Origin of the sequence: Streptomyces sp. B3I8 (assembly GCF_030816915.1) — a bacterium.
GTDB lineage: Bacteria > Actinomycetota > Actinomycetes > Streptomycetales > Streptomycetaceae > Streptomyces.
In genome coordinates this window covers 5,564,338-5,586,184 of record NZ_JAUSYN010000002.1, presented here as the reverse complement: position 1 = coordinate 5,586,184, position 21,847 = coordinate 5,564,338, and the positions used below count along the sequence as shown (strand labels likewise).

Genomic DNA, 21,847 nt, shown 5'->3' with positions numbered 1-21,847 from the left:
CACAGGAGGGCACCATGCGCCACCCCGCCTCCGGAGCAGCCCGCGGACGGAACGGCTCCACGCCCCTCCGCCGCCGGCACGTCACCAGCACCACCCTCATCATCGCCGGGCTCGCCGCCACCCTCGCCGCCCTGGTCTTCCCCGTCTGGACCTACACCGACCGCCCCGCCACCGACGCCGACACTCTCAGCACCCAGACCTTCTCCACCCGGTACGGGCCCCTCTCCCCCCTCGACCAGGATTTCCTCACCAAGGTGCGGCTGGCCGGGCTCTGGGAGCTGCCCGCCGGCGAGCAGGCCGAACACAAGGGCACCACCCCGGCCGTCCGCACCGCCGGTGAGCACCTCGTCGAGGGGCACACCCTGCTCGACGCCCGCGTCCGCGACGTCGCCCGCCACCTCGGTTTCGTCCTGCCCGACGCACCCACCGCCCAGCAACGCCAGTGGCTCGACACCCTCGACGCGTCCCGTGGGCAGGCGTACGACCGTGACTTCGCCACGCTGCTGCGCCAGGCGCACGGCACGGTCTTCCCGCTGATCGCCCAGGTCCGCGTGACCACCCGCAACGTCCTGGTGCGGGAACTCGCCGAGGACGCCGGCACCACCGTCCTGGACCACATCAAGGTGCTGGAGGCCACGGGTTACGTCGACTTCGACGCCCTGGCCCGCGACGCGACGGCCGCGGGCCCTCCGCCGGGGAACGTGGTGCCCCTCCCGCCCGCCACGAGCACCCCGCCCGCCCCGTCCGCATCGTGAGAACCCCATGGCGGTGACGGGCCGGTTGGTCTTGGATCAACGCCATGTTCTCGGTCCTTCTGCTGCTCCTGGCCTGGTGCGCCGCCGGCACGGCCTGCGCGCGGCTCTGTCTCGCCGCGGTCCGCGCGGCCACCGCGATCGTGGCGTCCGCCGAAGCCACCGGCAGCGGGGACGGGGACGGGGAGCGTGCGGGTGAACTCACCCTGCACGAGGCTGCGTTCCTGTCCGGCGGTCCCACCCGGGTCGTCGACCTGACGCTGGTCGCCATGGCCCGTGGGCGTCGGCTGCTGCTGGCGCACACCGGCTGGGTCACGGTCGTCGACCCGGAGCCGGAGGACGAGTGGGAGCGGTCGGTGCTCGGCGCCATAGGGCCGCGGGGTCAGTCCCCGCTCGCCCCGGTACGCAGGGCGGCCGCCGCCGGGGACGCCGTGCGCGGCCTCGCCGACCGGCTGGTCGCCGCGGGACTCGCGGTGCCGGACGGGGGCGGGGGGCGCACGACGGTGGCCGGCGCGGTACGCCAGGTGCGCGTCGCCGCGGCGGCCGTGGTGGCGCTGGGTGTCGTCGCGCTGCTGATGCCGCAGGACGGCGGCGCGGAGGACTGGCTGGTGGCGCTGTGGTTCGGGCTGCCGCTGCTGCTGAGCGTCAGTTGCCTGGCCATCGCCCGGGTGGAGGCCCATCCGTACGCGCGGTGGGCCTCACCGGCCGGGCAGCGCCTGCTCGCCGCGGCGGTCGCCGCCGAGCGAGCCGACCGGGAGCTGGCGCTGGTCGCCGTCCGCGGGACCCGGGCGCTGGACGAGCCTGCGATGAGGGCGGCGTTCACCCACCGTTAGCCCCCGGAGGGTGCCGTTCGGGCACCGGGGCCGGGAGGTCCGTGGCCGGGAGGCGCCGCCGCCCCGACGCGCGCCCTGCCTCAGGCGAGCCCGGCCACCAGGTCCCCCACGTCCTTGCGGCGGCCCGTGAAGAACGGGACCTCCTCACGCACGTGGCGGCGGGTCTCCGAGCCGCGCAGGTGGCGCATCAGGTCGACGATGCGGTGCAGTTCGTCGGCCTCGAAGGCGAGAAGCCACTCGTAGTCCCCGAGGGCGAAGGACGCCACCGTGTTGGCGCGGACGTCCGGGTAGTCGCGGGCCATCCTGCCGTGCTCGGCGAGCAGGCGGCGGCGGTCCTCGTCGGCCAGCAGGTACCACTCGTAGGAGCGCACGAACGGGTAGACGGCGACGTAGTCGCGCGGGGTCTCGTCCGCGAGGAACGCCGGGATGTGCGAGCGGTTGAACTCGGCGGGGCGGTGCAGCGCCATGTTCGACCACACCGGCTCCAGCGCGCGGCCCAGCTTCGTGCGACGGAAGAGGTTGTACGCCTCCTGGAGCTGGTCGGCGGTCTCGGCGTGCCACCAGATCATGAGGTCGGCGTCGGCGCGCAGGCCGGAGAGGTCGTACGTGCCGCGGACGGTCACGTCCTTGGCCGCGAGCTGGTCGAACAGCTCCTGCACCTCGTCGGCGTACCCGGCGCGGTCCTCGGGGAGGGCGTCCTTCAGCTTGAAGACGGACCACAGGGTGTAGCGGATGACCTCGTTGAGGTCCTTGGCCAGCTTGCCCTTGTTCGGGATCCGGCCGGGTTCGGTGGTGGGTGCGTCGTCACTCATGAGGTCATTCTCCCGCTCGTGTCCGGGCGCTCGGCACCGGGTGCCCGGTGAGTTCCGGCACTTCGGTGGGTCCCGGCGCTCCGGTTGGTTCCCACACTCCGGTGAGCGCCGCGCCCACCGCGTCCGCGGCGGTGTGGGCGCTCGCGACGCACGCCGGGATGCCGACGCCGTCGTAGGCCGCTCCGCAGACCGCGAGGCCGGGCAGGGCGGCGAGGTGCGCGCGGATCCGGGCCACCCGCGCGTGGTGGCCCACCGGGTACTGCGGCAGGCCGTCGTCCCAGCGGGTGACCCGGGTGGCGACGGGTTCGGCCGCGAGGCCGGTCGCGGCGTGCAGGTCGCGCCGGGAGAGTGCGACGAGGCCGGCGTCGTCCCGGCCGAGGAGGTCGCTCTCGCCGTACCGTCCCACCGAGGTGCGCAGCACCAGCAGGTCGGGGTCCTCCTCGGCGATCCAGCCCCATTTGCGGGAGGAGAAGGTGGCGGCCTTGATGGCGCGTCCGTCGACCGGGGGGACCAGGAAGCCGCTGCCCTCGGGCAGTTCGGCGTCCCGGCGGCGGTAGGCGAGGGTGATCAGCGCCATGGAGGCGTACTCGACGCCGGACAGCTCGGCCGCGGCGGCGGGTGCCTCGGCGCGCAGCAGTGCGGCGGCGGGTCCGGCGGGCAGCGCCACCACGACGGCGTCGGCGGTCAGCACCCGCTCCCCCGCGATGACCTCCCAGCCGCCGGCGGTGCGGCGCAGTGCGGTGGCCGGGGTGCCGGTGGCGATCTCGCCGCCGCGCGCCCGTACCGACTCGGCGACGGCGAGCGGCAGTTGGCCGACGCCGCCCACGATCCCGGTGAACACGGGTCCGCCCTGCCGCGGTGCGGCGGTCGTACGGTCCTGGATCTCGCGCACGGCCGCCGTCAGGGAGGTGTGGGCGCGGGCCGCCGCGAAGAGCTGGGGGACGGCGGAGCGCATCGACAGCCGGTACGCGTCGCCCGCGTAGACCCCGCCGAGCAGCGGCTCCACCAGGCGGTCGACGACCTCGCGGCCGAGCCGGTCGGCCACGTACTCCCCGACGGCCACGTCGTCGCCGATCTCGGTGGGCGGCAGGTCGGCGTCGCGTTCGATGCGGGCGAGGCCCTCCGCGGAGAGCAGCCCGGACAGCGCGGCGGCCGTACCGGGCACGCCCATGACGTGGCCCTTGGGCATGGGGCGCAGGGCGTCCCGGGTCCAGATCGATGCCGAGGCGGTGCCGGGCGGCATCAGCCGGTCGGCCAGGCCCACCTCGCGGGCGAGGGTGACCGCCTCGGGGCGGCGGGCCAGGATCGACTCGGCGCCGAGGTCGACACGGACGCCGGCGATCTCGCCGGGCAGCAGCTTGCCGCCGACGCGGCCCGCGGCCTCCAGGACGGTCACCCGCGCGCCGCGGTCCAGCAGCCGGTGCGCGGCGGCCAGTCCGGCGATCCCGCCTCCGACGACGACGACATTCCCGGCCTGCCCGGCACGGGCCTCCTCTTCGCTCATGCCTCCACCCTCTCAAACCGCACCGCCGGATCGAGCCGGACCCCGGGTCGGCGGGCCGTCCGCCGAGCGGAAGGGTCCGGTGGGCCCCCCGCTTCCCGTGCCGGCCGGCCCGACGCCTTGCCGCCGTCAGGCCCTTGCGGTCCGCACGACTGCGCGCCGGCCCCGGTGTCCGGGCCGAGTCCGGACCGTGACCGCACCGGGACCGCGATCGGCGAACGCCCGCGGGGGGACGCACGTCGAAGCGGTAACCGTCACATCGACACCCCGGGGGGCTTCCGCATGCACGTCACCTCACAACCAACTGGCCACCGCTCACAGCCGACGGGCCACCGCGCCCGCACACGTCCCGGCATCCGTCCCCGTCCCGGCACCCGTCCGTCCGGCCGGCTGCTCGCGGCGGCGCTGCTCACCGCCGCCCTCGCGCTGGCCGGCTGCGGCGCCGGCCCCGACACGGACTCGGGCGGCGACAAGGCGGCCGCCCCCGGGGCGAAGGCGCAGCGGCAGGGCGCGGCCGGCAGCGGCGACACCGCTGCGTCCCGAGCGCGGAAGGGGGCGCCGGAGGGGACCGCGAAGGGGGCGCCGAAGCCCGCCGCGAGCAGCATCGTGCGCACCGCCTCCCTCACCGTCCGGGTGAAGGACGTGCCCGAGGCCCTGGACACGGCGCGCACGGCCGCGCAGGACGCGGGCGGCTTCGTCGGCGACGAGAGCACGCGCCGGGACGAGGACGGCAGCCGGCACAGCCGCGTCGTGCTGCGCGTGCCGGCCGAGAAGTGCGACGAGGTCCTCGGGGAGCTGCAGGGCACCGGCGAGCTGCTGCGCCGCACCGCCAAGGCGGAGGACGTCACCGACCAGGTCGTCGACGTGGACAGCCGGGTGAAGTCGCAGCGGGCCAGCGTCGCCCGGATCCGCGCGCTGATGGACCGGGCGACCGAGCTGAGCGACGTCGTCAGCCTGGAGAGCGAACTCGGCAGTCGCGAGGCCGATCTGGAGGCACTCCTGGCCCAGCAGGCCTCCCTGAAGGACCGGGTGGACCTGGCCACCATCACGCTCTCCCTCACCGGGACCGCAGCGGCGAAGAAGGCGGCCGCGGACGACGACCCCGGCTTCCTGGACGCCCTCGCCGGCGGCTGGGACGTGTTCCTGACGCTGTTGCGGTGGATCGCCCTGACGGTCGGCGCGGCACTGCCGTTCCTGGCGGTGCTCGCCCTGGGAGCGCTGGTCCGGCAGCGGGTCCTCCGCCCGCGCCTGCGCCGCCGCCCGGTCCCGGCGGCGCCCCCCGCCGCCCCGGGCACCCTGCCGTCGGCACCTCCGGTGCGGGGCGGGGACGACTGATCCAACGGTGTCCGCGCGGGACCGGGTGAGCGGCCCGCCGGACGGTGGAACTCCCTTTCCGCCGGGACCGGGCGACCGGGCCCGCCGGACGGTGAACTCCCTTCTCCCCGTAGCGTGTCAGCATGAGCATGAGCATGAGTACGAGTGCCACGGGCCCGGACAGGGGCGGCAGGGAACGCATGGTCGTGATCGGCGGCGACGCGGCGGGCATGTCCGCCGCGTCGCAGGCGCGCCGTCTGCGGGACCCGGAGCGGCTGGAGATCGTGGCCTTCGAGCGCGGCCACTTCACGTCGTTCTCGGCGTGCGGCATCCCGTACTGGGTGGGCGGCGACGTCACCGACCGGGACCAGTTGATCGCCCGCAGCCCGGAGGAGCACCGGGCCCGCGACATCGACCTGCGGATGCGCACCGAGGTCACGGAGATCGACGTCGCGGGCGCCAGGGTCCGCGCGCGGGACGTGGACTCGGGGGCCGAATCCTGGACGTCGTACGACAAGCTGGTGATCGCCACGGGCGCCCGCCCCGTCCGACCGGAGCTGCCCGGCATGGACGCGCGCGGGGTGCACGGGGTGCAGACCCTGGACGACGGCCAGGCCCTGCTGGACACGCTCGCCACGACGCGGGGCCGGCGCGCGGTGGTGGTCGGCGCCGGGTACATCGGCGTGGAGATGGCCGAGGCGCTCATCAACCGCGGCTACGAGGTGACCGTCCTCAACCGCGGCACGGAACCGATGGCCACGCTCGACCCCGACATGGGCCGCCTGGTGCACGACGCCATGGAGGGCATGGGCATCACCATGGTGAACGGCGCCGAGGTGACCGAGGTGCTCACCGACGCCGACGGCCGGGTCCGGGGTGTGGTGGCCGGAAGCCCGGGGGGTTCCGGGAAGACGGAGTACCCGGCGGACGTGGTGGTGCTCGGCATCGGCGTACGCCCCGAGACGACGCTGGCGGAGGCCGCCGGACTGCCGCTGGGCGCGCATGGCGGACTGCTCACCGACCTCGCGATGCGGGTGCGCGGCCACGAGAACATCTGGGCGGGCGGCGACTGCGTCGAGGTCCTCGACCTGGTCTCGGGCAGCGAGCGGCACATCGCGCTCGGCACCCACGCCAACAAGCACGGCCAGGTCATCGGCACCAACGCGGGCGGCGGCTACGCCACGTTCCCGGGGGTCGTCGGCACGGCCGTGAGCAAGGTCTGCGAGCTGGAGATCGCCCGCACCGGGCTGCGCGAGAAGGACGCGCGGCGGGCGGGGCTGCACTATGTGACGGTCACCATCGAGTCGTCCAGCCGCGCGGGCTACTACCCGGGGGCGGCCCCCATGACGGTGAAGATGCTCGCCGAGCGCCGCACCGGCCGTCTGCTCGGCACGCAGATCGTCGGCCGCGAGGGGGCCGCCAAGCGGGTCGACGTCGCCGCGGTGGCGCTCACCGCGGGCATGACGGTCGAACAGATGACGGCGCTCGACCTGGGCTACGCGCCACCGTTCTCACCGGTGTGGGACCCGGTCCTGGTGGCGGCCCGCAAGGCCACCGCGGCGGTGCGGCAACAGGGCGCCTGAGCCGGCGGGCGGATACGCCCTACGCCGACTCCCCGCTCCCGTTCACCCGCTCCGCCCCCGCCCGCACCGGCTCCGCCGGGGGCCTCGGCGGGAGCGAGGACACGGACCCGGACGAGGCGGACGCGGAGGAGGCGGACGGCGCGGCGGACGCGGCCGCCGTGGACCGCGCGTGCGCCGCCACCCTCGTCGACCGCAGCCGGTGGCTGACCGCCTCGTCCAGCGTCACCGGCCGCTGCATCTGCGCGGCGAGCCGCCCCGCCTCCTGGCCGAGCCGGGCGACGTCCTCCCACGGCAGGTGCAGCACGAGTGCGATCTCCGCCTCGCCGTCGGGCAGGGCGTGCATCGCGGGGGTGGCACGGTCGTTCATCGTTCGTTCCTCACATCGTCCCTGGACGGTCGAGGAGTCATACGCACCGGCGTACGGCCGCGTTCACCGGTACGGCGGTGCGCCGGTACAGCGGTGCGCCGGCGCGCCGCTTCGCGCGTACACCGGTACACGCGGGCACCCGTACGCCGGTTCGCCGGTCCCGTCCCGGGAAGTAGTTTTCCGTGGTGATCCCCGTCCATGACGTCAACCCGGCACGCCGCACGCCCTACGTGACGTACACGCTGATCGCGGCCGACTTCCTGGTGTTCCTGTTCATGCCCGGCCTGTCGGGCTCGGTGGCCGGGCAGAGCGACCTGTCGCAGCTGTGCCACCTGCACGCGTTCCTGGACCACTACGCGGTGGTGCCCAGAGAGCTGATCCACCACCAGATGCCGCACCTGGTGCCGACGGGCGACGTCGCCGCCGGGCCGCACGGCGCGGGCTGTCTGGCGGCGCCGCCGGACTACGACAAGTCGCCGCCGCTGTCGGTGCTCACGGCGATGTTCCTGCACGGCAGCTGGCTGCACCTGCTGGGCAACATGCTGTTCCTGTACATCTTCGGCAACAACATCGAGGACCGCCTCGGACACGTCAGGTTCACGCTGTTCTACCTGGTGTGCGGTTACGCGGCGGCGTACGGCTACGCGCTGGTCAACGAGAGCTCGGGCGACCCGCTGATCGGGGCGTCGGGGGCGATCGCCGGGGTGCTGGGCGCTTATCTGGTGCTGTATCCGAGGGCCAGGGTCTGGGTCCTCGTACCCTTCCTGATCTTCCTGCCGCTGCGGCTGCCCGCGTGGATGGTGCTGGGCTTCTGGTTCGTGCTGCAGGCGGTGTACTCCTCCGGCGGCGGCGTCTCCGACGCGGGCACGGTGGCGTACGCGGCCCACGTGGTCGGCTTCCTCGTCGGCATGGCGCTGGCCTGGCCGCTGCGGCCGGGCACCCCGCCGCCGCCGGAGCCGCGCCGGCTGCTGTTCGGCAGGCAGGCGCGGCACACCTGGTGAGACGGGCCCCGGGTCAGCGCGCGGTGTGCGTGTGGACGTACTCCACGAGGCGGGTCAGCGCGTCCGGGTCGGTGGCCGGGAGCACGCCGTGGCCGAGGTTGAAGACGTGGCCCTCCAGACCGGCGGCCGCGTCCAGCACCTCCTGTGCCTTGGCCTCGACGGCCGCGGTCGGTGCGAACAGGATCGCCGGGTCCAGGTTGCCCTGGAGCGCCGTGCCGGGGCCGACACGGCGGGCGGCCTCGTCGAGCGGGACGCGCCAGTCGACGCCGACGACGTCCGCGCCGGCCTCGCCGAGCAGGCCGAGCAGCTCGCCGGTGCCGGCGCCGAAGTGGATGCGCGGGACGCCGAGCCCGGCGACGGACTCCAGCACCTTCGCGGAGGCGGGGAGCACGGAGCGGCGGTAGTCCGCGGGGGCGAGGGCACCGACCCAGGAGTCGAAGAGCTGGACGGCCGAGGCGCCGGCCGCGATCTGGACCTTCAGGAAGGCGGAGGTGATCTCCGCGAGGCGGTCCAGCAGGTCGGCCCAGAGCTGCGGGTCGCCGTACATGAGCGCCTTGGTGTGCTCGTGGTTGCGGGACGGGCCGCCCTCCACGAGGTAGCTGGCGAGGGTGAAGGGGGCGCCGGCGAAGCCGATGAGCGGGGTCGGGCCGAGCTCGCGGACGAGGATGCCCATGGCCTCGGTGACGTAGGTGACGTCCTCGGGGGTGAGGTCACGCAGCTGGGCGAGGTCCGCGCGGGTGCGGATCGGCTGGGCCACGACGGGGCCGACGCCGGGCTTGATGTCCAGGTCGACGCCGATCGCCTTCAGCGGGACGACGATGTCGCTGTAGAAGACCGCCGCGTCGACGTGGTGCCGGCGGACCGGTTGGAGGGTGATCTCCGCGACCAGCTCGGGCATGGCGCAGGCTTCCAGCATCGGGATGCCCGCGCGCACCTTGTGGTACTCCGGTAGGGAGCGGCCGGCCTGGCGCATGAACCACACGGGGGTGTGCGGCACGGGTTCGCGTCGGCACGCCCTCAGGAAGGCGGAGTCCTTGACGGCGGGGTCGATCGCTGACGGCTGGCCGCCCGTCACGGGGCGTTCTTCCTTGACACTCACCCGCCCAGTCTCCCACGCGCGGCCGGGGCGGAACGCCGCGGGCGTCCCCGACGGGCGGCGGACGCGCGGCCCCGGAGGACGAGGTGAGCGCGCGGGGCGACGGGAGGGCGCGGGCGCGTCGGCCCGAAGTGACGGGCGGGCGCGCCGACGGGGCGCAAAAGCACCGGTCGTGCACCGCCGCACGGGTGTCCCTCCGCGCACGAGACCTCACTTCCCCTTAACCTTCCCCGCATGGCTGCGGCTCAGGGACGACTGTCGGACGACGCTGGCGGAATGGACGACGCGACGGAGGAGAACCGTAAAGCGGTGCAGACGGCCCCGCCCCCCTTCCGCGCGGCCGTCGAGGCACTGCGGTCCGCCCGGCTGCGGCCGGAGATCGAGATCTCCGCGACCCCGGCCCCCCGCCGGCTCGCCCCGCACGCCTACGCCCTGGAGGCCGCCGTCGTCGAGGGCGAGGACGACCTGGCCGACGGCCGCCTGGTCCTCCTGCACGACCCGGCGGGGCACGACGCCTGGCAGGGCACCTTCCGCCTGGTGACCCTCGTCCGCGCGGAACTGGAACCGGAGATGGCCGCCGACCCGCTGCTGCCGGACGTGTGCTGGTCCTGGCTGACCGGTGCGCTCCAGGGGCGCGGCCTGTCGTTCGGGGAGCCCAGCGGCACGGTCACCCGCGCCAGTTCGCACTACTTCGGCGGTCTCGAACAGCGGCCCGCCGCCTCCCAGATCGAGATGCGCGCCTCCTGGACGCCCCGCGAGGGCCTCGGCGGGGTCCCCGACACCGCCGCGCACCTCGCGGCCTGGGGCGATCTGCTCTGCCAGGTCGCCGGCCTGCCGCCGACCGGCCCGTCCGACGCCTCCGTGGTGAGCCTCCCGCAGCGCAGGGGCCCCCAGCCCCGCTGACGCCCGCTCCCCCGCCTCCCACCTCTCACCTCACCGTTGCCCCACCGCTTCCCGACCGCTTTCCGAAGAGCCGCACGCCGCGTGCGGCTCTTCTCGCGTTCACGCCCGCGCCACCGCGCGCACGTCACCCCGCCCGACAGCTCGGTTTGTCGATATGACACCTCACGCTTTGTCGATACGACCACTTTCCGACAGCTATCGACTCGCCAGCGACCCGATTCGATCTTCGGGTGATCGATCGCGCGTCCGAATTGCACGGATTGTTACTCATCAAATCGTGATCACTCTCTAAAGGAGCCCCCTGTCACTGCCGAAGACGACTGTGACCCTGAAAGCACGGTTCGTCCCGGCTTAAACCCCGAAGCCGGTCTTCGTCCCCACCCCCCACCTCCCAGGAGGCCTGGTGTCCGTTCTCCTCGAGCAGCCCGCAAGCCTGGTCGCCTACCGCCCCAACAAGCCGACCGCCATGGTGGTCGTGGCCGACCCCCGGGTCCGTTCCACCGTCACCCGCCATCTGTGGGCGCTCGGAGTGCGTGACGTCATCGAGGCGTCGTCCGTGGCGGAGGCCCGTCCCCGAATCGGCAACCCGCGCGACATCTGCGTCGCCGACGTCCACCTCCCCGACGGCTCCGGCCTGACCCTGCTGTCGGAGACCCGCGCGGCCGGCTGGCCCAACGGTCTCGCCCTGTCCGCCGCCGACGACATCGGTGCCGTGCGCAACGCCCTGGCCGGAGGCGTCAAGGGGTACGTCGTCACCGGTACGCGCACCAACCTCGGGCTCCCCGCCCGCCCCGGTGTCTCCCCCCTCGGCGCCGCCGCCCGCATGCACCGCCGGCCCCCGGGTGCCCCGAGCCACCCGGGCGGCTACCGCGAGCTCTCCGGGCGCGAGGTCGAGGTGCTGCGCCTGGTCGCGGAGGGCCAGTCGAACAAGGCGATCGGCGTCTCCATGGGCCTGTCGGCGCTCACCGTCAAGAGCCACCTGGCCCGCATCGCCCGCAAGCTCGGCACGGGCGACCGGGCCGGCATGGTGGCGGTGGCCCTGCGCACCGGAATCATCCACTGACCGGCCGGGCGGGCGGGCGGTCAGCGGGTCGGTCGGGCCGCCGTCCGGGCCGTCGACCGCACGCGGCCCCGAACGACCGGTCGTGACCCGCCGCTGACCGGTTTACGCCCCTCCCGCACCCGCCGACGGAACGTTCCGTCGGCGGGTGCGGTGCATCCACGGATACCCTTGACAGGTGACCGACGCCCAAGAGACCGCAGCAGACAGCCCCCTGCGCACCGCGGAGGGCGCCCCTCCGGACACCGAGGGAGCCGCTGCGGCCCGGACACCGGTCCCCTTGCTGGAGCCCCGCGAGGGCATTCCACCGGTGATCGCCGACGAGGCCTCGCTCGCCGAGGTGGTCGCCGCCTTCGCCGCGGGCAGCGGTCCGGTGGCCGTCGACGCCGAGCGCGCCTCCGGTTACCGCTACGGCCAGCGCGCGTATCTGGTGCAGTTGCGCCGTGCGGGCGCCGGGAGCGCGCTGATCGACCCCGTGGCCTGCCCCGACCTCTCCGCGTTCGGTGCGGCGATCGCCGACGCCGAATGGGTTCTGCACGCCGCCACCCAGGACCTGCCCTGCCTCCGCGAAATAGGCATGCGTCCCACCCGTCTGTTCGACACGGAACTGGCGGGCCGGCTGGCCGGCTTCCCCCGGGTCGGCCTCGGCGCCATGGTGGAGAACGTCCTCGGCTTCGTCCTGGAGAAGGGGCACTCCGCCGTCGACTGGTCGACCCGCCCGCTGCCCGAGCCCTGGCTGCGGTACGCCGCGCTCGACGTCGAACTGCTGGTCGACCTGCGTGACGCGCTGGAGAAGGAGCTGGACCGCCAGGGCAAGCTGGAGTGGGCCCTGGAGGAGTTCGACGCGATCGCCTCCGCGCCGCCCGCCGAGCCGCGCAAGGACCCCTGGCGGCGTACGTCCGGGATGCACAAGGTGCGCCGGCGCCGGCAGATGGCGGTGGTGCGGGAGCTGTGGCAGACGCGGGACCGGATCGCGCAGCGCCGGGACGTCTCGCCGGGCAAGGTGCTCGGGGACGCGGCGATCGTCGAGGCGGCGCTCGCCCTGCCGCCGAACGTGCACGCGCTGGCCGGGCTGAACGGCTTCGGACACCGGATGGGGCGCCGGCAGCTCGAACAGTGGCAGAGCGCGGTGGACCGCGCGAAGGAGCTTCCGGAGGCGGAGCTGCCGCAGCCGGGGCAGCCGGTGACGGGCCCGCCACCGCCCCGGGCGTGGGCCGACAAGGATCCGGCGGCGGCGGCGCGGCTGAGTGCGGCGCGGGCGGCGGTGTCGGCGCGGGCCGAGGAGCTGAACCTGCCGCCGGAGAACCTGATCACGCCGGACACGGTGCGGCGGGTGTGCTGGGAGCCTCCGCAGGGCGTCGACGGCGAGTCGGTCGCGGGGGCGCTGGCGGAGTGCGGGGCGCGGGCGTGGCAGGTGGAGTTGGTGGCGCCGGTTCTGGTGGAGGCGTTGCGCTCCGCGGGGTGAGCGGCCCCTTCCGGGCCGGCCTCCGACCGACCAGATCACGCCAAGATCCTCGGTGGGCCGGGGGCCGTGCGGGGTTTCTCGCCCCCGCCGCCCCTACCCTTCTAATCCCTTCAAGGGGCGGAGCCCCTTGGACCCCGGGGGGCGTTCTCGGCTGACCTTCCGTGGGGGCTGGTCGCGCAGTTCCCCGCGCCCCTGGAAAGAGTGGGGCGCCCCGGTGCTTTTCAGGGGCACGGGGAACTGCGCGAGGAACCACGGCACGTCCGCAGGCGCCCCACGAGCCGCACCCCCCGAGCCGTGAGGCGCCGGAGGGTGCGGGGGCGGAGGGTGCGGGGGCGGACGGGCGGGACCCGCCCGGGGTCACGCCGGGACGCTGGCCACGCCCGGGGCGAGGAACCGCTTGCCGTTGACGCGGTCGGAGACGCCCTCGCGGTCCAGGTACGGGGTGATGCCGCCCAGGTGGAAGGGCCAGCCCGCGCCCGTGATCAGGCAGAGGTCGATGTCCTGGGCCTCGGCGACGACACCCTCGTCGAGCATCAGGCCGATCTCCTGGGCCACGGCGTCCAGGACACGCGCCCGGACCTGCTCCTCCGTCAGCACGGTGTCGCCCTGCTTCAGCAGCGCGGCGACCTCCGGGTCCAGCTCCGGCTTTCCGCTGTCGTAGACGTAGAAGCCGCGCTTGCCGGCCTCGACGACCGCCTTGAGGTTCGGCGAGACGGTGAAGCGGTCCGGGAAGGCCCGGTGCAGGGTCTCCGAGACGTGCAGGCCGATGGCGGGGCCGACCAGCTCCAGCAGGACCAGCGGGGACATCGGCAGGCCGAGCGGCTCGACCGCCTTCTCGGCGACGTCGACCGGTGTGCCCTCGTCGATGACGTTCTGGATCTCGCCCATGAAGCGGGTCAGGATCCGGTTGACGACGAACGCCGGGGCGTCCTTGACCAGGACGGCCGTCTTCTTCAGCTTCCTGGCCACCGCGAACGCGGTCGCCAGCGACGCGTCGTCCGTCTGCTCGCCGCGGACGATCTCGAGCAGCGGCAGGACGGCGACGGGGTTGAAGAAGTGGAAGCCGACGACCCGCTCGGGGTTCTTCAGCTTCGAGGCCATCTCCGTGACGGAGAGGGAGGAGGTGTTGGTCGCCAGGATCGCGTGCGCGGGCGCCACCGCCTCGACCTCGGCGAACACCTGCTGCTTGACGCCGATCTCCTCGAAGACGGCCTCGATGACGAAGTCCGCGTCCGCGAAGCCCTCCGCCTTGTCCAGCACGCCGGTGACCAGGGCCTTGAGGCGGTTGGCCTTGTCCTGGTTGATGCGGCCCTTGCCGAGCAGCTTGTCGATCTCGGCGTGGACATAGCCGACGCCCTTGTCGACGCGCTCCTGGTCGATGTCGGTCAGCACGACCGGCACTTCCAGGCGGCGCAGGAACAGCAGCGCGAGCTGGCTGGCCATCAGGCCGGCGCCGACCACGCCCACCTTGGTCACCGGACGGGCCAGCGACTTGTCGGGCGCGCCCGCCGGGCGCTTGCCGCGCTTCTGGACGAGGTTGAAGGCGTAGATGCCGGAGCGCAGTTCGCCGCTCATGATGAGGTCGGCGAGCGCCCGGTCCTCGGCGTCGTAGCCCTGCTGGAGGTCGCCGTTCTTGGCGGCGGCGATGATGTCGAGGGCGCGGTAGGCGGCCGGGGCGGCGCCGTGCACCTTGGAGTCGGCGATGAACCTGCCCTTGGCGACGGCCTGGTCCCAGCCCTCGCCGCGGTCGAGGACCGGGCGGTCGACGGCGATCTCGCCCTTGAGGACGGCCGCCGTCCAGATCAGCGACTGCTCCAGGAAGTCCGCGCCCTCGAACAGCGCGTCGGCGATGCCGAGTTCGTAGACCTGCGCGCCCTTGAGCTGCCTGTTCTGGTTGAGGCTGTTCTCGATGATCACCGAGACGGCCTTGTCGGCGCCGATCAGGTTCGGCAGAAGCGTGCAGCCGCCCCAGCCGGGGACCAGGCCGAGGAAGACCTCGGGGAGCGAGAACGCCGGGAGGGCCGCGGAGACCGTGCGGTACGAGCAGTGCAGACCGATCTCCACGCCGCCGCCCATGGCCGCGCCGTTGTAGTACGCGAAGGTCGGCACGGCGAGCTGCGACAGCCGCTTGAAGACGTCGTGGCCGCCCTTGCCGATGGCGAGCGCGTCCTCGTGGGTGCCCAGCAGCTCGACGCCCTTGAGGTCGGCGCCGACGGCGAAGATGAACGGCTTGCCGGTGACGCCGACGCCGACGATGTCGCCGTCCGCGGCCTCCTTCTCGACCTGGTCGATCGCGGCGTCGAAGTTGGCGAGCGACTGCGGGCCGAGGGTGGTCGGCTTGGTGTGGTCGTGCCCGTTGTCGAGCGTGATGAGCGCGAACCGCCCGGCGCCCAGCGGCAGGTCGAAGTGGCGTACGTGCGCCCGCGTGACGACCTCGTCCGGGAAGAGCTCGGCGGCGCGCTTCAACAGGTCGGCGGTGGTGCTCACTTGTCGCCTCCGGCGTTCTCGAAGTGCGGGTTCTCCCAGACGACCGTCGCGCCCATGCCGAAGCCGACGCACATGGTGGTCAGGCCGTAGCGGACGTGCGGCTGCTCCTCGAACTGGCGGGCCAGCTGGGTCATCAGCCGGACGCCGGAGGAGGCCAGCGGGTGACCGAAGGCGATGGCGCCGCCGTACTGGTTGACGCGGGCGTCGTCGTCGGCGATGCCGTAGTGCTCCAGAAAGGCGAGGACCTGGACGGCGAAGGCCTCGTTGATCTCGAACAGGCCGATGTCGGAGATCGACAGGCCCGCCTTGGCCAGGGCCTTCTCGGTGGCCGGGATCGGGCCGTAGCCCATGACCTCGGGCTCGACGCCGGCGAAGGCGTAGGAGACCAGGCGCATCTTGACCGGGAGGCCGTTCTCGCGGGCGAACTCCTCGCTCGCGATGACGGAGGCGGTGGCGCCGTCGTTCAGGCCGGCCGCGTTGCCGGCGGTGACCCGGCCGTGCACGCGGAACGGGGTCTTGAGGTTCGCCAGGTTCTCCAGCGTGGTGCCGGGGCGCATCGGCTCGTCGGCCGTGACCAGACCCCAGCCGGTCTCGCCGCCCTCGGGGCTCGTACGGCGTACGGAGATCGGCACCAGGTCGGCCTGGATCTGGCCGTTGGCGTACGCCTTGGCGGCCTTCTCCTGGGAGCGCACGGCGTACTCGTCGGCGCGCAGCTTGGTGATGCCCGGGTAGCGGTCGTGCAGGTTCTCCGCGGTCATGCCCATGAACAGGGCGGACTCGTCGACCAGCTTCTCGCTCACGAACCGCGGGTTGGGGTCGACGCCCTCGCCCATCGGGTGACGGCCCATGTGCTCGACGCCGCCGGCGATGGCGACGTCGTACGCGCCGAACGCGACCGAGCCGGCCACCGTGGTGACGGCGGTCAGGGCGCCCGCGCACATGCGGTCGATGGAGTAGCCGGGGACGGAGGTGGGCAGGCCCGCGAGGATGCCGGCGGTGCGGCCGATGGTCAGGCCCTGGTCGCCGATCTGGGTGGTGGCGGCGACGGCGACCTCGTCGACCTTCTTCGGGTCGAGGCCGGGGTTGCGGCGCAGCAGCTCCCGGATCGCCTTCACGACGAGGTCGTCGGCGCGGGTCTCGTGGTAGATGCCCTTCGGGCCCGCCTTGCCGAACGGGGTGCGGACGCCGTCGACGAAGACGACGTCCCTGACGGTACGAGGCACGATGGCTCTCCTCCAGGGGACGGGGTGGCACTGCCGCGACACGCTGAGCGTGCGCTCAGACTCTATGCTACTTACGGGTAACTCCCATGCCCAGCCCCCCACGCCGGAGCGTCGAAGCTCACACCCCCGCATCCCTGATCAGGGGCGCGGGGAACCGCGCGAAACGGGGCGAAGCCCCGTGCCGGGGTCCAAGGGCGAAGCCTTGGAGGGAGGGGAGGGGCAAGGGCGGCCGGGGCGAAAGACCCGCAAGCACCCCCCCTCCTACACCACCCGCCACGCCTCCAACGCCAACCCCGCCTCCGCCTTGCGCCGCGTCACCCGCAACTCCCCCGTCGTCGGGCTCGACGTCACCGCGACGACCCGCCCGCCCCCGTCCCGCGCGAGCGCGACCTCCGCATCCTCAGGCACCGGCTCTCCCGACTCCGTCCACCACGCCCCCGCCGACTCCCGCTCCGCCGGATACGCGGCGAAGGCGACCCGCCCGCTCGCCGCCCGCTGGGCGAGCAACGTGCAGGGGACGCCGTCCAGTTCGCAGCCCACCGCCGCCACCGGCCCCGGCCCCGCGGCCGGCAGCAGGACGGCCGGCTCCGCGCCGGAGCGCCACGCGCACAGGTCGCCCGACGCGTCGGTGAAGAACACCGTGACGTGCGCGTCGGAGGTGACGACCGCGCGCAGCGTGCCCGGCCGGACCGGCACCCGCAGCGAGTCGTCCGCCACCGGCCGCGCCCCCGGCTCCGGCTGGCGCCAGCACACGATGCCGTCCGGCACGGTGCCGTACACCTCCACCAGCCCGGCCCGGGTGGACACGGCGGCCAGGTCGTCGTGCAGGTCCCGGCCCTTGAGGTCGCGCCAGGGGTCCCAGCCGCCCTTCTCCTTCTGCGCGACCATGCTCAGTCCGCCGCCGTTGTTGCGCACGAAGACGTGCGCGCGCCCCTGGGCGTCGACGGCGACGGCCGGTGGCCCGGTGACCTTGCCCTTCTTGTTGGGGTGCCCGATCGGGTTCCAGTCCAGGGCGGCCAGCGCGGGCCGGAAGTGGGTGGAGTGCACCAGACCGGACTCGCCGTTGATCGTGGGACGCCACGAGACGAGGTGCGCGTACTGGTCGACGCCCTGCCCCACGGCGAGGACGGGATGCAGTTTCTGGTCGCCACCGATCCGCCGGGGGGCGTCCCAGGGGCCCGAGGGAACGCTTTCCGCCCGGCACAGGACATGGTCGTCGGAGAGTCGGTAGACGCTGAGCCGACCGTCGCGGCCGCGGAGTAGCCAGTCGCCGTTCACCCGCTCACTTTATGACGTGGGGCAGCCGAAGCCGACGGGAGGGGCGGGGCCGGCCGGGGCCGCGTGCGACGCTTCTCCCATGGCCGAGCGGAGTGTGCCCCTGATTGTCGTCGACGCCGCGAATGTCGTCGGTTCCGTGCCCGACGGGTGGTGGCGGGACCGGCGCGGGGCGGCGGAACGGTTGCGGGACGCGCTGGCGGCCGGCGCGGAGACCGGGGTCGCCGGATGGGCGCCCCCGGTGGAGGTCGTGATGGTGGTGGAGGGGGCCGCGCGGGGCGTGGAGCCGGTCCCCGGGGTGCGGGTGGAGGCGGCGGCCGGCAGCGGGGACGACGCGATCGTGGACGTCGTACGGGCGGCCGCCGGGCGGCGGTGCCTGGTGGTGACCGCCGACCGGGAGCTGCGCCGGAGGGTGGGGGAACTGGGTGCGGAGGTGGTGGGGCCGCGAGCGGTGCGCGGTGGCCCCACCGACGGTCATTCCTAGGATCGGCCCACCGGATCGGCCCTAGGACACGCTCTGCTCCTCGCGGCGGGCCAGGCGGCTGTGGCCGCGGCCGTACAGGAAGTACACCGCGAAGCCGATGACCATCCAGATGCCGAAGCGCAGCCAGGTCTCCGCGGGGAGGTTGAGCATCAGCCAGAGGGAGGCCAGGACGGAGAGGATCGGGACGACGGGCACCAGCGGGGTGCGGAAGGAGCGCTCCAGGTCGGGGCGGGTGCGGCGCAGGATGACGACGCTGATCGCGACCACGATGAAGGCGAAGAGCGTGCCGATGTTCACCAGCTCGGCCAGTTCGCTCAGGCTGGTGAAGCCCGCGACGATCGCGATGACCACGCCGAGCAGGATGGTGGGGCGGTAGGGGGTGCGGAAGCGCGGGTGGGTGTGCGAGAAGAAGCGCGGCAGCAGGCCGTCGCGGCTCATCGCGAAGAACACCCGGGCCTGGCCGAGCAGCAGGATCATGCACACCGTGGTCAGGCCGACCGCCGCGCCGAAACTGATCAGGCCGGCGAACCAGGGGTGCCCGGTGGCCTTGAAGGCGTCGGCGAGCGGGGCGTCCACGGACAGCTTGGAGTACTTCTGCATGCCGGTGACGACGATCGACACGGCGACGTACAGCGTGGTGCAGATGATCAGGGAGCCGATGATGCCGCGCGGCACGTCGCGCTGCGGGTGGCGGGTCTCCTCGGCGGTGGTGGCGACGACGTCGAAGCCGATGAACGCGAAGAACACGACGGACGCGGCGGTGAAGATGCCCATGACGCCGAAGTTCGAGGGTGCCCAGCCGAAGATGAGCTGGATGAGTGGCGCCTTGAGGTTGCCGCCCGCCTCCACCGGCTGCGCCTTGGGGATGAACGGGTCGTAGTTGCCGCTGTGGATGAAGAAGGCGCCGGCGACGATGACGACGAGGACGACGGCGACCTTGATGGCGACGACGACCGTGGTGACCCGTGCGGAGAGCTTCATGCCCACGACGAGGATGGCGGTGAGGACGAGCACGAGCAGCGCGGCGAGGATGTCGAAGCCGAACCCGGAGGCGCCGTCCCGTCCGCTGAGCGCCTCGGGCAGGTACCAGCCGGCGTTGTCCAGCAGGGAGTGGATGTAGCCCGACCAGCCGACGGCGACCACCGCCGTGCCCAGCGCGAGTTCCAGGACGAGGTCCCAGCCGATGATCCAGGCGGGGAACTCGCCGAGGGAGGCGTAGGAGAAGGTGTAGGCGGAGCCGGCCACCGGGACCGTGGAGGCGAACTCGGCGTAGCAGAGGGCGGCCAGCGCGCAGACGATGCCGGCCACGACGAAGGCCAGGGAGACGGCGGGGCCCGCGGTGTTCTTCGCGGCCGTGCCGGTCAGGACGAAGATGCCGGTGCCGATGATGACGCCGACGCCGAAGACGGTCAGGTCGAGCGCGGAGAGGGATTTCTTGAGCGCGTGTTCGGGTTCCTCGGTGTCCTTGATCGACTGCTCGATGTTCTTCGTCCGGAAGAGGGTGTTGCTCACTGGCGTACCTCCCACACTCGTCGTCCCCGGTCCGCCCGGCATGAGTGATCGGGGCGGGGCGTACATGCGTGTGCCCCGGTGTGGCCGGATTCACGCGAAGGAGCCGGTCCCACCACCGTAAAGGTGGTCGGACCGGCTCGCTCCTCGGTGCGGGGTCGACAGGTCAGTCGCGTGCCGGTTCCTCCACCGGCTCGGCCTCGGCGGTCGGCCGTTCGAAGCGGCCGTCGAGCTTGGAGACCAGTCCGGTGACCTGGCGGGCGATGGCGGGTGCCGTCAGCCCGATCTCCGCCATGACCTCGGCGCGCGAGGCGTGGTCGAGGAAGCGCGGGGGGATGCCGAAGTCGCGCAGCGGGACGTCGACGCCCGCGTCGCGCAGGGCCTGGGCGATCGTGGAGCCGACGCCGCCGACGCGCGAGTTGTCCTCGACGGTGACGACGACCCGGTGGCGCTCGGCGAGCGGGGCCATGGCCTCGTCGACCGGCTTGACCCAGCGGGGGTCGACGACGGTGGTGGTGATGCCCTGCTTGTCGAGCAGCCCGGCGATCTCCAGGCACATCGGGGCGAGGGCGCCGACGGAGACCAGCAGCACGTCCGGGCGGTCGGTGCCGGGCTCGCGCAGCACGTCCATGCCGCCGACGCGGCCCACGGCGGGCACGGCGGGGCCGACGGCACCCTTGGAGAAGCGGACCACGGTGGGCGCGTCCTCGACGGCGACGGCCTCGCGGAGCTGGGCGCGGACCTGGTCGGCGTCGCGCGGCGCGGCGAGCCGGAGGCCGGGCACGACCTGGAGGATGGACATGTCCCACATGCCGTTGTGGGAGGCGCCGTCGGTGCCGGTGACGCCGGCCCGGTCCAGGACGAAGGTCACGCCGCACTTGTGCAGGGCGACGTCCATCAGGACCTGGTCGAAGGCACGGTTGAGGAAGGTGGCGTAGACGGCGAAGACGGGGTGCGTGCCCGCGTGGGCGAGGCCGGCGGCGGAGACGGCGCCGTGCTGCTCGGCGATGCCGACGTCGTAGATGCGGTCGGGGAAGGCGTCCGCGAACTTCTTCAGGCCGACGGGCTGGAGCATGGCGGCCGTGATGGCCACGATGTCGTCGCGCTCGGTGCCGAGCCGGACCATCTCGTCGCCGAAGACGGAGGTCCAGTCGGCGCCGGCGGCCTTGACGGGCAGGCCGGTGTCGGGGTGGATGGGGCCGATGCCGTGGAAGCGGTCGGCCTCGTCCGCCAGGGCGGGCTGGTAGCCGCGGCCCTTCTCGGTGAGGCAGTGCACGATGACGGGGCCGCCGAAGCGCTTGGCGCGGGTCAGCGCGGACTCCAGGGCCTCGATGTCGTGGCCGTCGATCGGGCCGACGTACTTCAGGCCCAGGTCCTCGAACATGCCCTGCGGGGTGATGAAGTCCTTCAGGCCCTTCTTGGCGCCGTGCAGGGTCTCGTAGAGCGGCCGGCCGACGACCGGGGTGCGCTCCAGGACCTCGCGGGTGCGGGCCAGGAAGCGCTCGTAGCCGTCGGTGGTGCGCAGGGTGGCCAGGTGGTTGGCGAGGCCGCCGATGGTGGGGGCGTACGAGCGCTCGTTGTCGTTGACGACGATGACCAGGGGACGGTCCTTGGCGTCGGCGATGTTGTTGAGCGCCTCCCAGGCCATGCCGCCGGTCAGGGCGCCGTCACCGATGACCGCGACGACGTGGCTGTCGCGCTTCTTGAGCTGGTTGGCCTTGGCGATGCCGTCGGCCCAGCCCAGCACGGTGGAGGCGTGACTGTTCTCGATGACGTCGTGCTCGGACTCGGCCTGGGAGGGGTAGCCGGACAGGCCGCCCTTCTGCTTCAGCCTCGAGAAGTCCTGGCGGCCGGTGAGCAGCTTGTGCACGTAGGACTGGTGGCCGGTGTCGAAGAGGACCTTGTCCTTGGGCGACTGGAAGACGCGGTGCAGGGCCAGGGTGAGCTCGACGACACCGAGGTTCGGGCCCAGGTGGCCGCCGGTCTTGGAGACGGCATCGACGAGGAAGGTGCGGATCTCCTCCGCCAGCTCGTCCAGCTCCTCCAGGGTGAGCCGGTCCAGATCACGCGGTCCCCTGATGCGGGTCAGCAGCGGCACCCGTGCCTCCTTGCAGTAAGAGCCGGCAGTTCCGGGCTTCGTTCGGCCCGACGAGTCTAATGTTCGGCCGCGCCGCCCGGAGCC

Annotated in this window: 18 protein-coding genes; 9 read left to right on the top strand and 9 right to left on the bottom strand. The window is 73.4% G+C overall.

Annotated elements, in window-relative coordinates; all coding sequences use genetic code 11:
• Positions 1 to 14 precede the first annotated feature (14 nt).
• Together QFZ64_RS26880 and QFZ64_RS26875 are read left to right on the top strand one after the other, a co-directional pair.
• Complete coding sequence (locus QFZ64_RS26880) at positions 15 to 755, top strand: DUF4142 domain-containing protein (protein ID WP_307069994.1); 741 nt, start codon at positions 15 to 17, stop codon at positions 753 to 755.
• A 44-nt stretch (positions 756 to 799) separates the two neighbouring features.
• Positions 800 to 1,585, top strand: a complete 786-nt coding sequence (locus QFZ64_RS26875; protein WP_307069991.1) for a TIGR04222 domain-containing membrane protein — start codon at positions 800 to 802, stop codon at positions 1,583 to 1,585.
• 80 nt (positions 1,586 to 1,665) lie between these two features.
• On the opposite strand, the gene hemQ is transcribed toward QFZ64_RS26875, so the two are convergent.
• Both hemQ and hemG read right to left on the bottom strand, forming a co-directional pair.
• Entirely contained in the window at positions 1,666 to 2,397 is a 732-nt protein-coding gene (gene hemQ / locus QFZ64_RS26870) for a hydrogen peroxide-dependent heme synthase (protein WP_307069989.1), read from the bottom strand.
• 4 nt (positions 2,398 to 2,401) lie between these two features.
• Positions 2,402 to 3,901 (bottom strand): protoporphyrinogen oxidase, encoded by a 1,500-nt coding sequence (gene hemG, locus QFZ64_RS26865; RefSeq protein ID WP_307069987.1) that lies wholly within the window; start codon positions 3,899 to 3,901, stop codon positions 2,402 to 2,404.
• A 279-nt stretch (positions 3,902 to 4,180) separates the two neighbouring features.
• On the opposite strand from hemG, the gene QFZ64_RS26860 reads away from it, so the two are divergent.
• Positions 4,181 to 5,233, top strand: a complete 1,053-nt coding sequence (locus QFZ64_RS26860) for a DUF4349 domain-containing protein (protein WP_307069985.1) — start codon at positions 4,181 to 4,183, stop codon at positions 5,231 to 5,233.
• 134 nt (positions 5,234 to 5,367) lie between these two features.
• The gene (locus QFZ64_RS26855) at positions 5,368 to 6,795 is read left to right on the top strand and encodes an FAD-dependent oxidoreductase (protein ID WP_307069983.1); all 1,428 of its coding nucleotides are present in this window, start codon (positions 5,368 to 5,370) and stop codon (positions 6,793 to 6,795) included.
• 19 nt (positions 6,796 to 6,814) lie between these two features.
• On the opposite strand, the gene QFZ64_RS26850 is transcribed toward QFZ64_RS26855, so the two are convergent.
• Positions 6,815 to 7,162 (bottom strand): hypothetical protein, encoded by a 348-nt coding sequence (locus tag QFZ64_RS26850; protein ID WP_307069982.1) that lies wholly within the window; start codon positions 7,160 to 7,162, stop codon positions 6,815 to 6,817.
• Positions 7,163 to 7,344: 182 nt separating this feature from the next.
• Here QFZ64_RS26850 and QFZ64_RS26845 point away from each other — a divergent pair, with 182 nt between their 5' ends.
• A complete protein-coding gene (locus QFZ64_RS26845) occupies positions 7,345 to 8,163 on the top strand; it encodes a rhomboid family intramembrane serine protease (RefSeq protein ID WP_307069980.1) in 819 nt (272 codons plus the stop codon).
• Positions 8,164 to 8,176: 13 nt separating this feature from the next.
• On the opposite strand, the gene hemE is transcribed toward QFZ64_RS26845, so the two are convergent.
• Positions 8,177 to 9,238, bottom strand: a complete 1,062-nt coding sequence (gene hemE, locus QFZ64_RS26840; protein ID WP_307071882.1) for a uroporphyrinogen decarboxylase — start codon at positions 9,236 to 9,238, stop codon at positions 8,177 to 8,179.
• 297 nt (positions 9,239 to 9,535) lie between these two features.
• On the opposite strand from hemE, the gene QFZ64_RS26835 reads away from it, so the two are divergent.
• From QFZ64_RS26835 to QFZ64_RS26825, 3 genes are all read left to right on the top strand, one after another.
• The gene (locus tag QFZ64_RS26835; protein WP_307069978.1) at positions 9,536 to 10,162 is read left to right on the top strand and encodes a DUF3000 domain-containing protein; all 627 of its coding nucleotides are present in this window, start codon (positions 9,536 to 9,538) and stop codon (positions 10,160 to 10,162) included.
• Positions 10,163 to 10,565: 403 nt separating this feature from the next.
• The gene (locus QFZ64_RS26830; protein WP_307069976.1) at positions 10,566 to 11,225 is read left to right on the top strand and encodes a response regulator transcription factor; all 660 of its coding nucleotides are present in this window, start codon (positions 10,566 to 10,568) and stop codon (positions 11,223 to 11,225) included.
• Between the two features lie 175 nt (positions 11,226 to 11,400).
• Positions 11,401 to 12,687, top strand: a complete 1,287-nt coding sequence (locus QFZ64_RS26825) for a ribonuclease D (RefSeq protein ID WP_307069974.1) — start codon at positions 11,401 to 11,403, stop codon at positions 12,685 to 12,687.
• 357 nt (positions 12,688 to 13,044) lie between these two features.
• Here QFZ64_RS26825 and QFZ64_RS26820 read toward each other — a convergent pair whose 3' ends face one another.
• The 3 genes from QFZ64_RS26820 to QFZ64_RS26810 all read right to left on the bottom strand — a co-directional run bounded on the left by QFZ64_RS26820 (position 13,045) and on the right by QFZ64_RS26810 (position 17,675).
• Positions 13,045 to 15,174, bottom strand: a complete 2,130-nt coding sequence (locus tag QFZ64_RS26820) for a 3-hydroxyacyl-CoA dehydrogenase NAD-binding domain-containing protein (protein WP_307069972.1) — start codon at positions 15,172 to 15,174, stop codon at positions 13,045 to 13,047.
• On the bottom strand, positions 15,171 to 16,397 hold the full coding sequence (locus tag QFZ64_RS26815; RefSeq protein WP_307069970.1) for an acetyl-CoA C-acyltransferase: 1,227 nt from the start codon (positions 16,395 to 16,397) through the stop codon (positions 15,171 to 15,173). The genes QFZ64_RS26820 and QFZ64_RS26815 overlap by 4 nt, the downstream gene beginning before the upstream one ends.
• A 261-nt stretch (positions 16,398 to 16,658) precedes the next feature.
• Positions 16,659 to 17,675, bottom strand: a complete 1,017-nt coding sequence (locus tag QFZ64_RS26810) for a hypothetical protein (protein WP_307069968.1) — start codon at positions 17,673 to 17,675, stop codon at positions 16,659 to 16,661.
• Between the two features lie 79 nt (positions 17,676 to 17,754).
• Between QFZ64_RS26810 and QFZ64_RS26805 the strand changes: the two genes are divergently transcribed.
• Entirely contained in the window at positions 17,755 to 18,156 is a 402-nt protein-coding gene (locus QFZ64_RS26805; protein ID WP_307069965.1) for an NTP pyrophosphohydrolase, read from the top strand.
• Between the two features lie 21 nt (positions 18,157 to 18,177).
• Here the strand turns inward: QFZ64_RS26805 and QFZ64_RS26800 are convergent, their stop codons facing one another.
• Both QFZ64_RS26800 and dxs read right to left on the bottom strand, forming a co-directional pair.
• On the bottom strand, positions 18,178 to 19,668 hold the full coding sequence (locus QFZ64_RS26800) for an amino acid permease (protein ID WP_307069963.1): 1,491 nt from the start codon (positions 19,666 to 19,668) through the stop codon (positions 18,178 to 18,180).
• A 163-nt stretch (positions 19,669 to 19,831) separates the two neighbouring features.
• On the bottom strand, positions 19,832 to 21,763 hold the full coding sequence (gene dxs / locus QFZ64_RS26795; protein ID WP_307069961.1) for a 1-deoxy-D-xylulose-5-phosphate synthase: 1,932 nt from the start codon (positions 21,761 to 21,763) through the stop codon (positions 19,832 to 19,834).
• Between the last annotated feature and the right edge of the window lie 84 nt (positions 21,764 to 21,847).

Bases quoted from the DNA above. Each gene is read 5' to 3' on its own strand.
- QFZ64_RS26860 (WP_307069985.1), top strand. From the start codon at position 4,181: ATGCACGTCACCTCACAACCAACTGGCCACCGCTCACAGCCGACGGGC.
- QFZ64_RS26875 (WP_307069991.1), top strand. From the start codon at position 800: ATGTTCTCGGTCCTTCTGCTGCTCCTGGCCTGGTGCGCCGCCGGCACG.
- QFZ64_RS26835 (WP_307069978.1), top strand. From the start codon at position 9,536: ATGGACGACGCGACGGAGGAGAACCGTAAAGCGGTGCAGACGGCCCCG.
- QFZ64_RS26850 (WP_307069982.1), bottom strand. From the start codon at position 7,162: ATGAACGACCGTGCCACCCCCGCGATGCACGCCCTGCCCGACGGCGAG.
- hemG (WP_307069987.1), bottom strand. From the start codon at position 3,901: ATGAGCGAAGAGGAGGCCCGTGCCGGGCAGGCCGGGAATGTCGTCGTC.
- QFZ64_RS26855 (WP_307069983.1), top strand. From the start codon at position 5,368: ATGAGTACGAGTGCCACGGGCCCGGACAGGGGCGGCAGGGAACGCATG.
- QFZ64_RS26805 (WP_307069965.1), top strand. From the start codon at position 17,755: ATGGCCGAGCGGAGTGTGCCCCTGATTGTCGTCGACGCCGCGAATGTC.
- QFZ64_RS26880 (WP_307069994.1), top strand. From the start codon at position 15: ATGCGCCACCCCGCCTCCGGAGCAGCCCGCGGACGGAACGGCTCCACG.
- hemQ (WP_307069989.1), bottom strand. From the start codon at position 2,397: ATGAGTGACGACGCACCCACCACCGAACCCGGCCGGATCCCGAACAAG.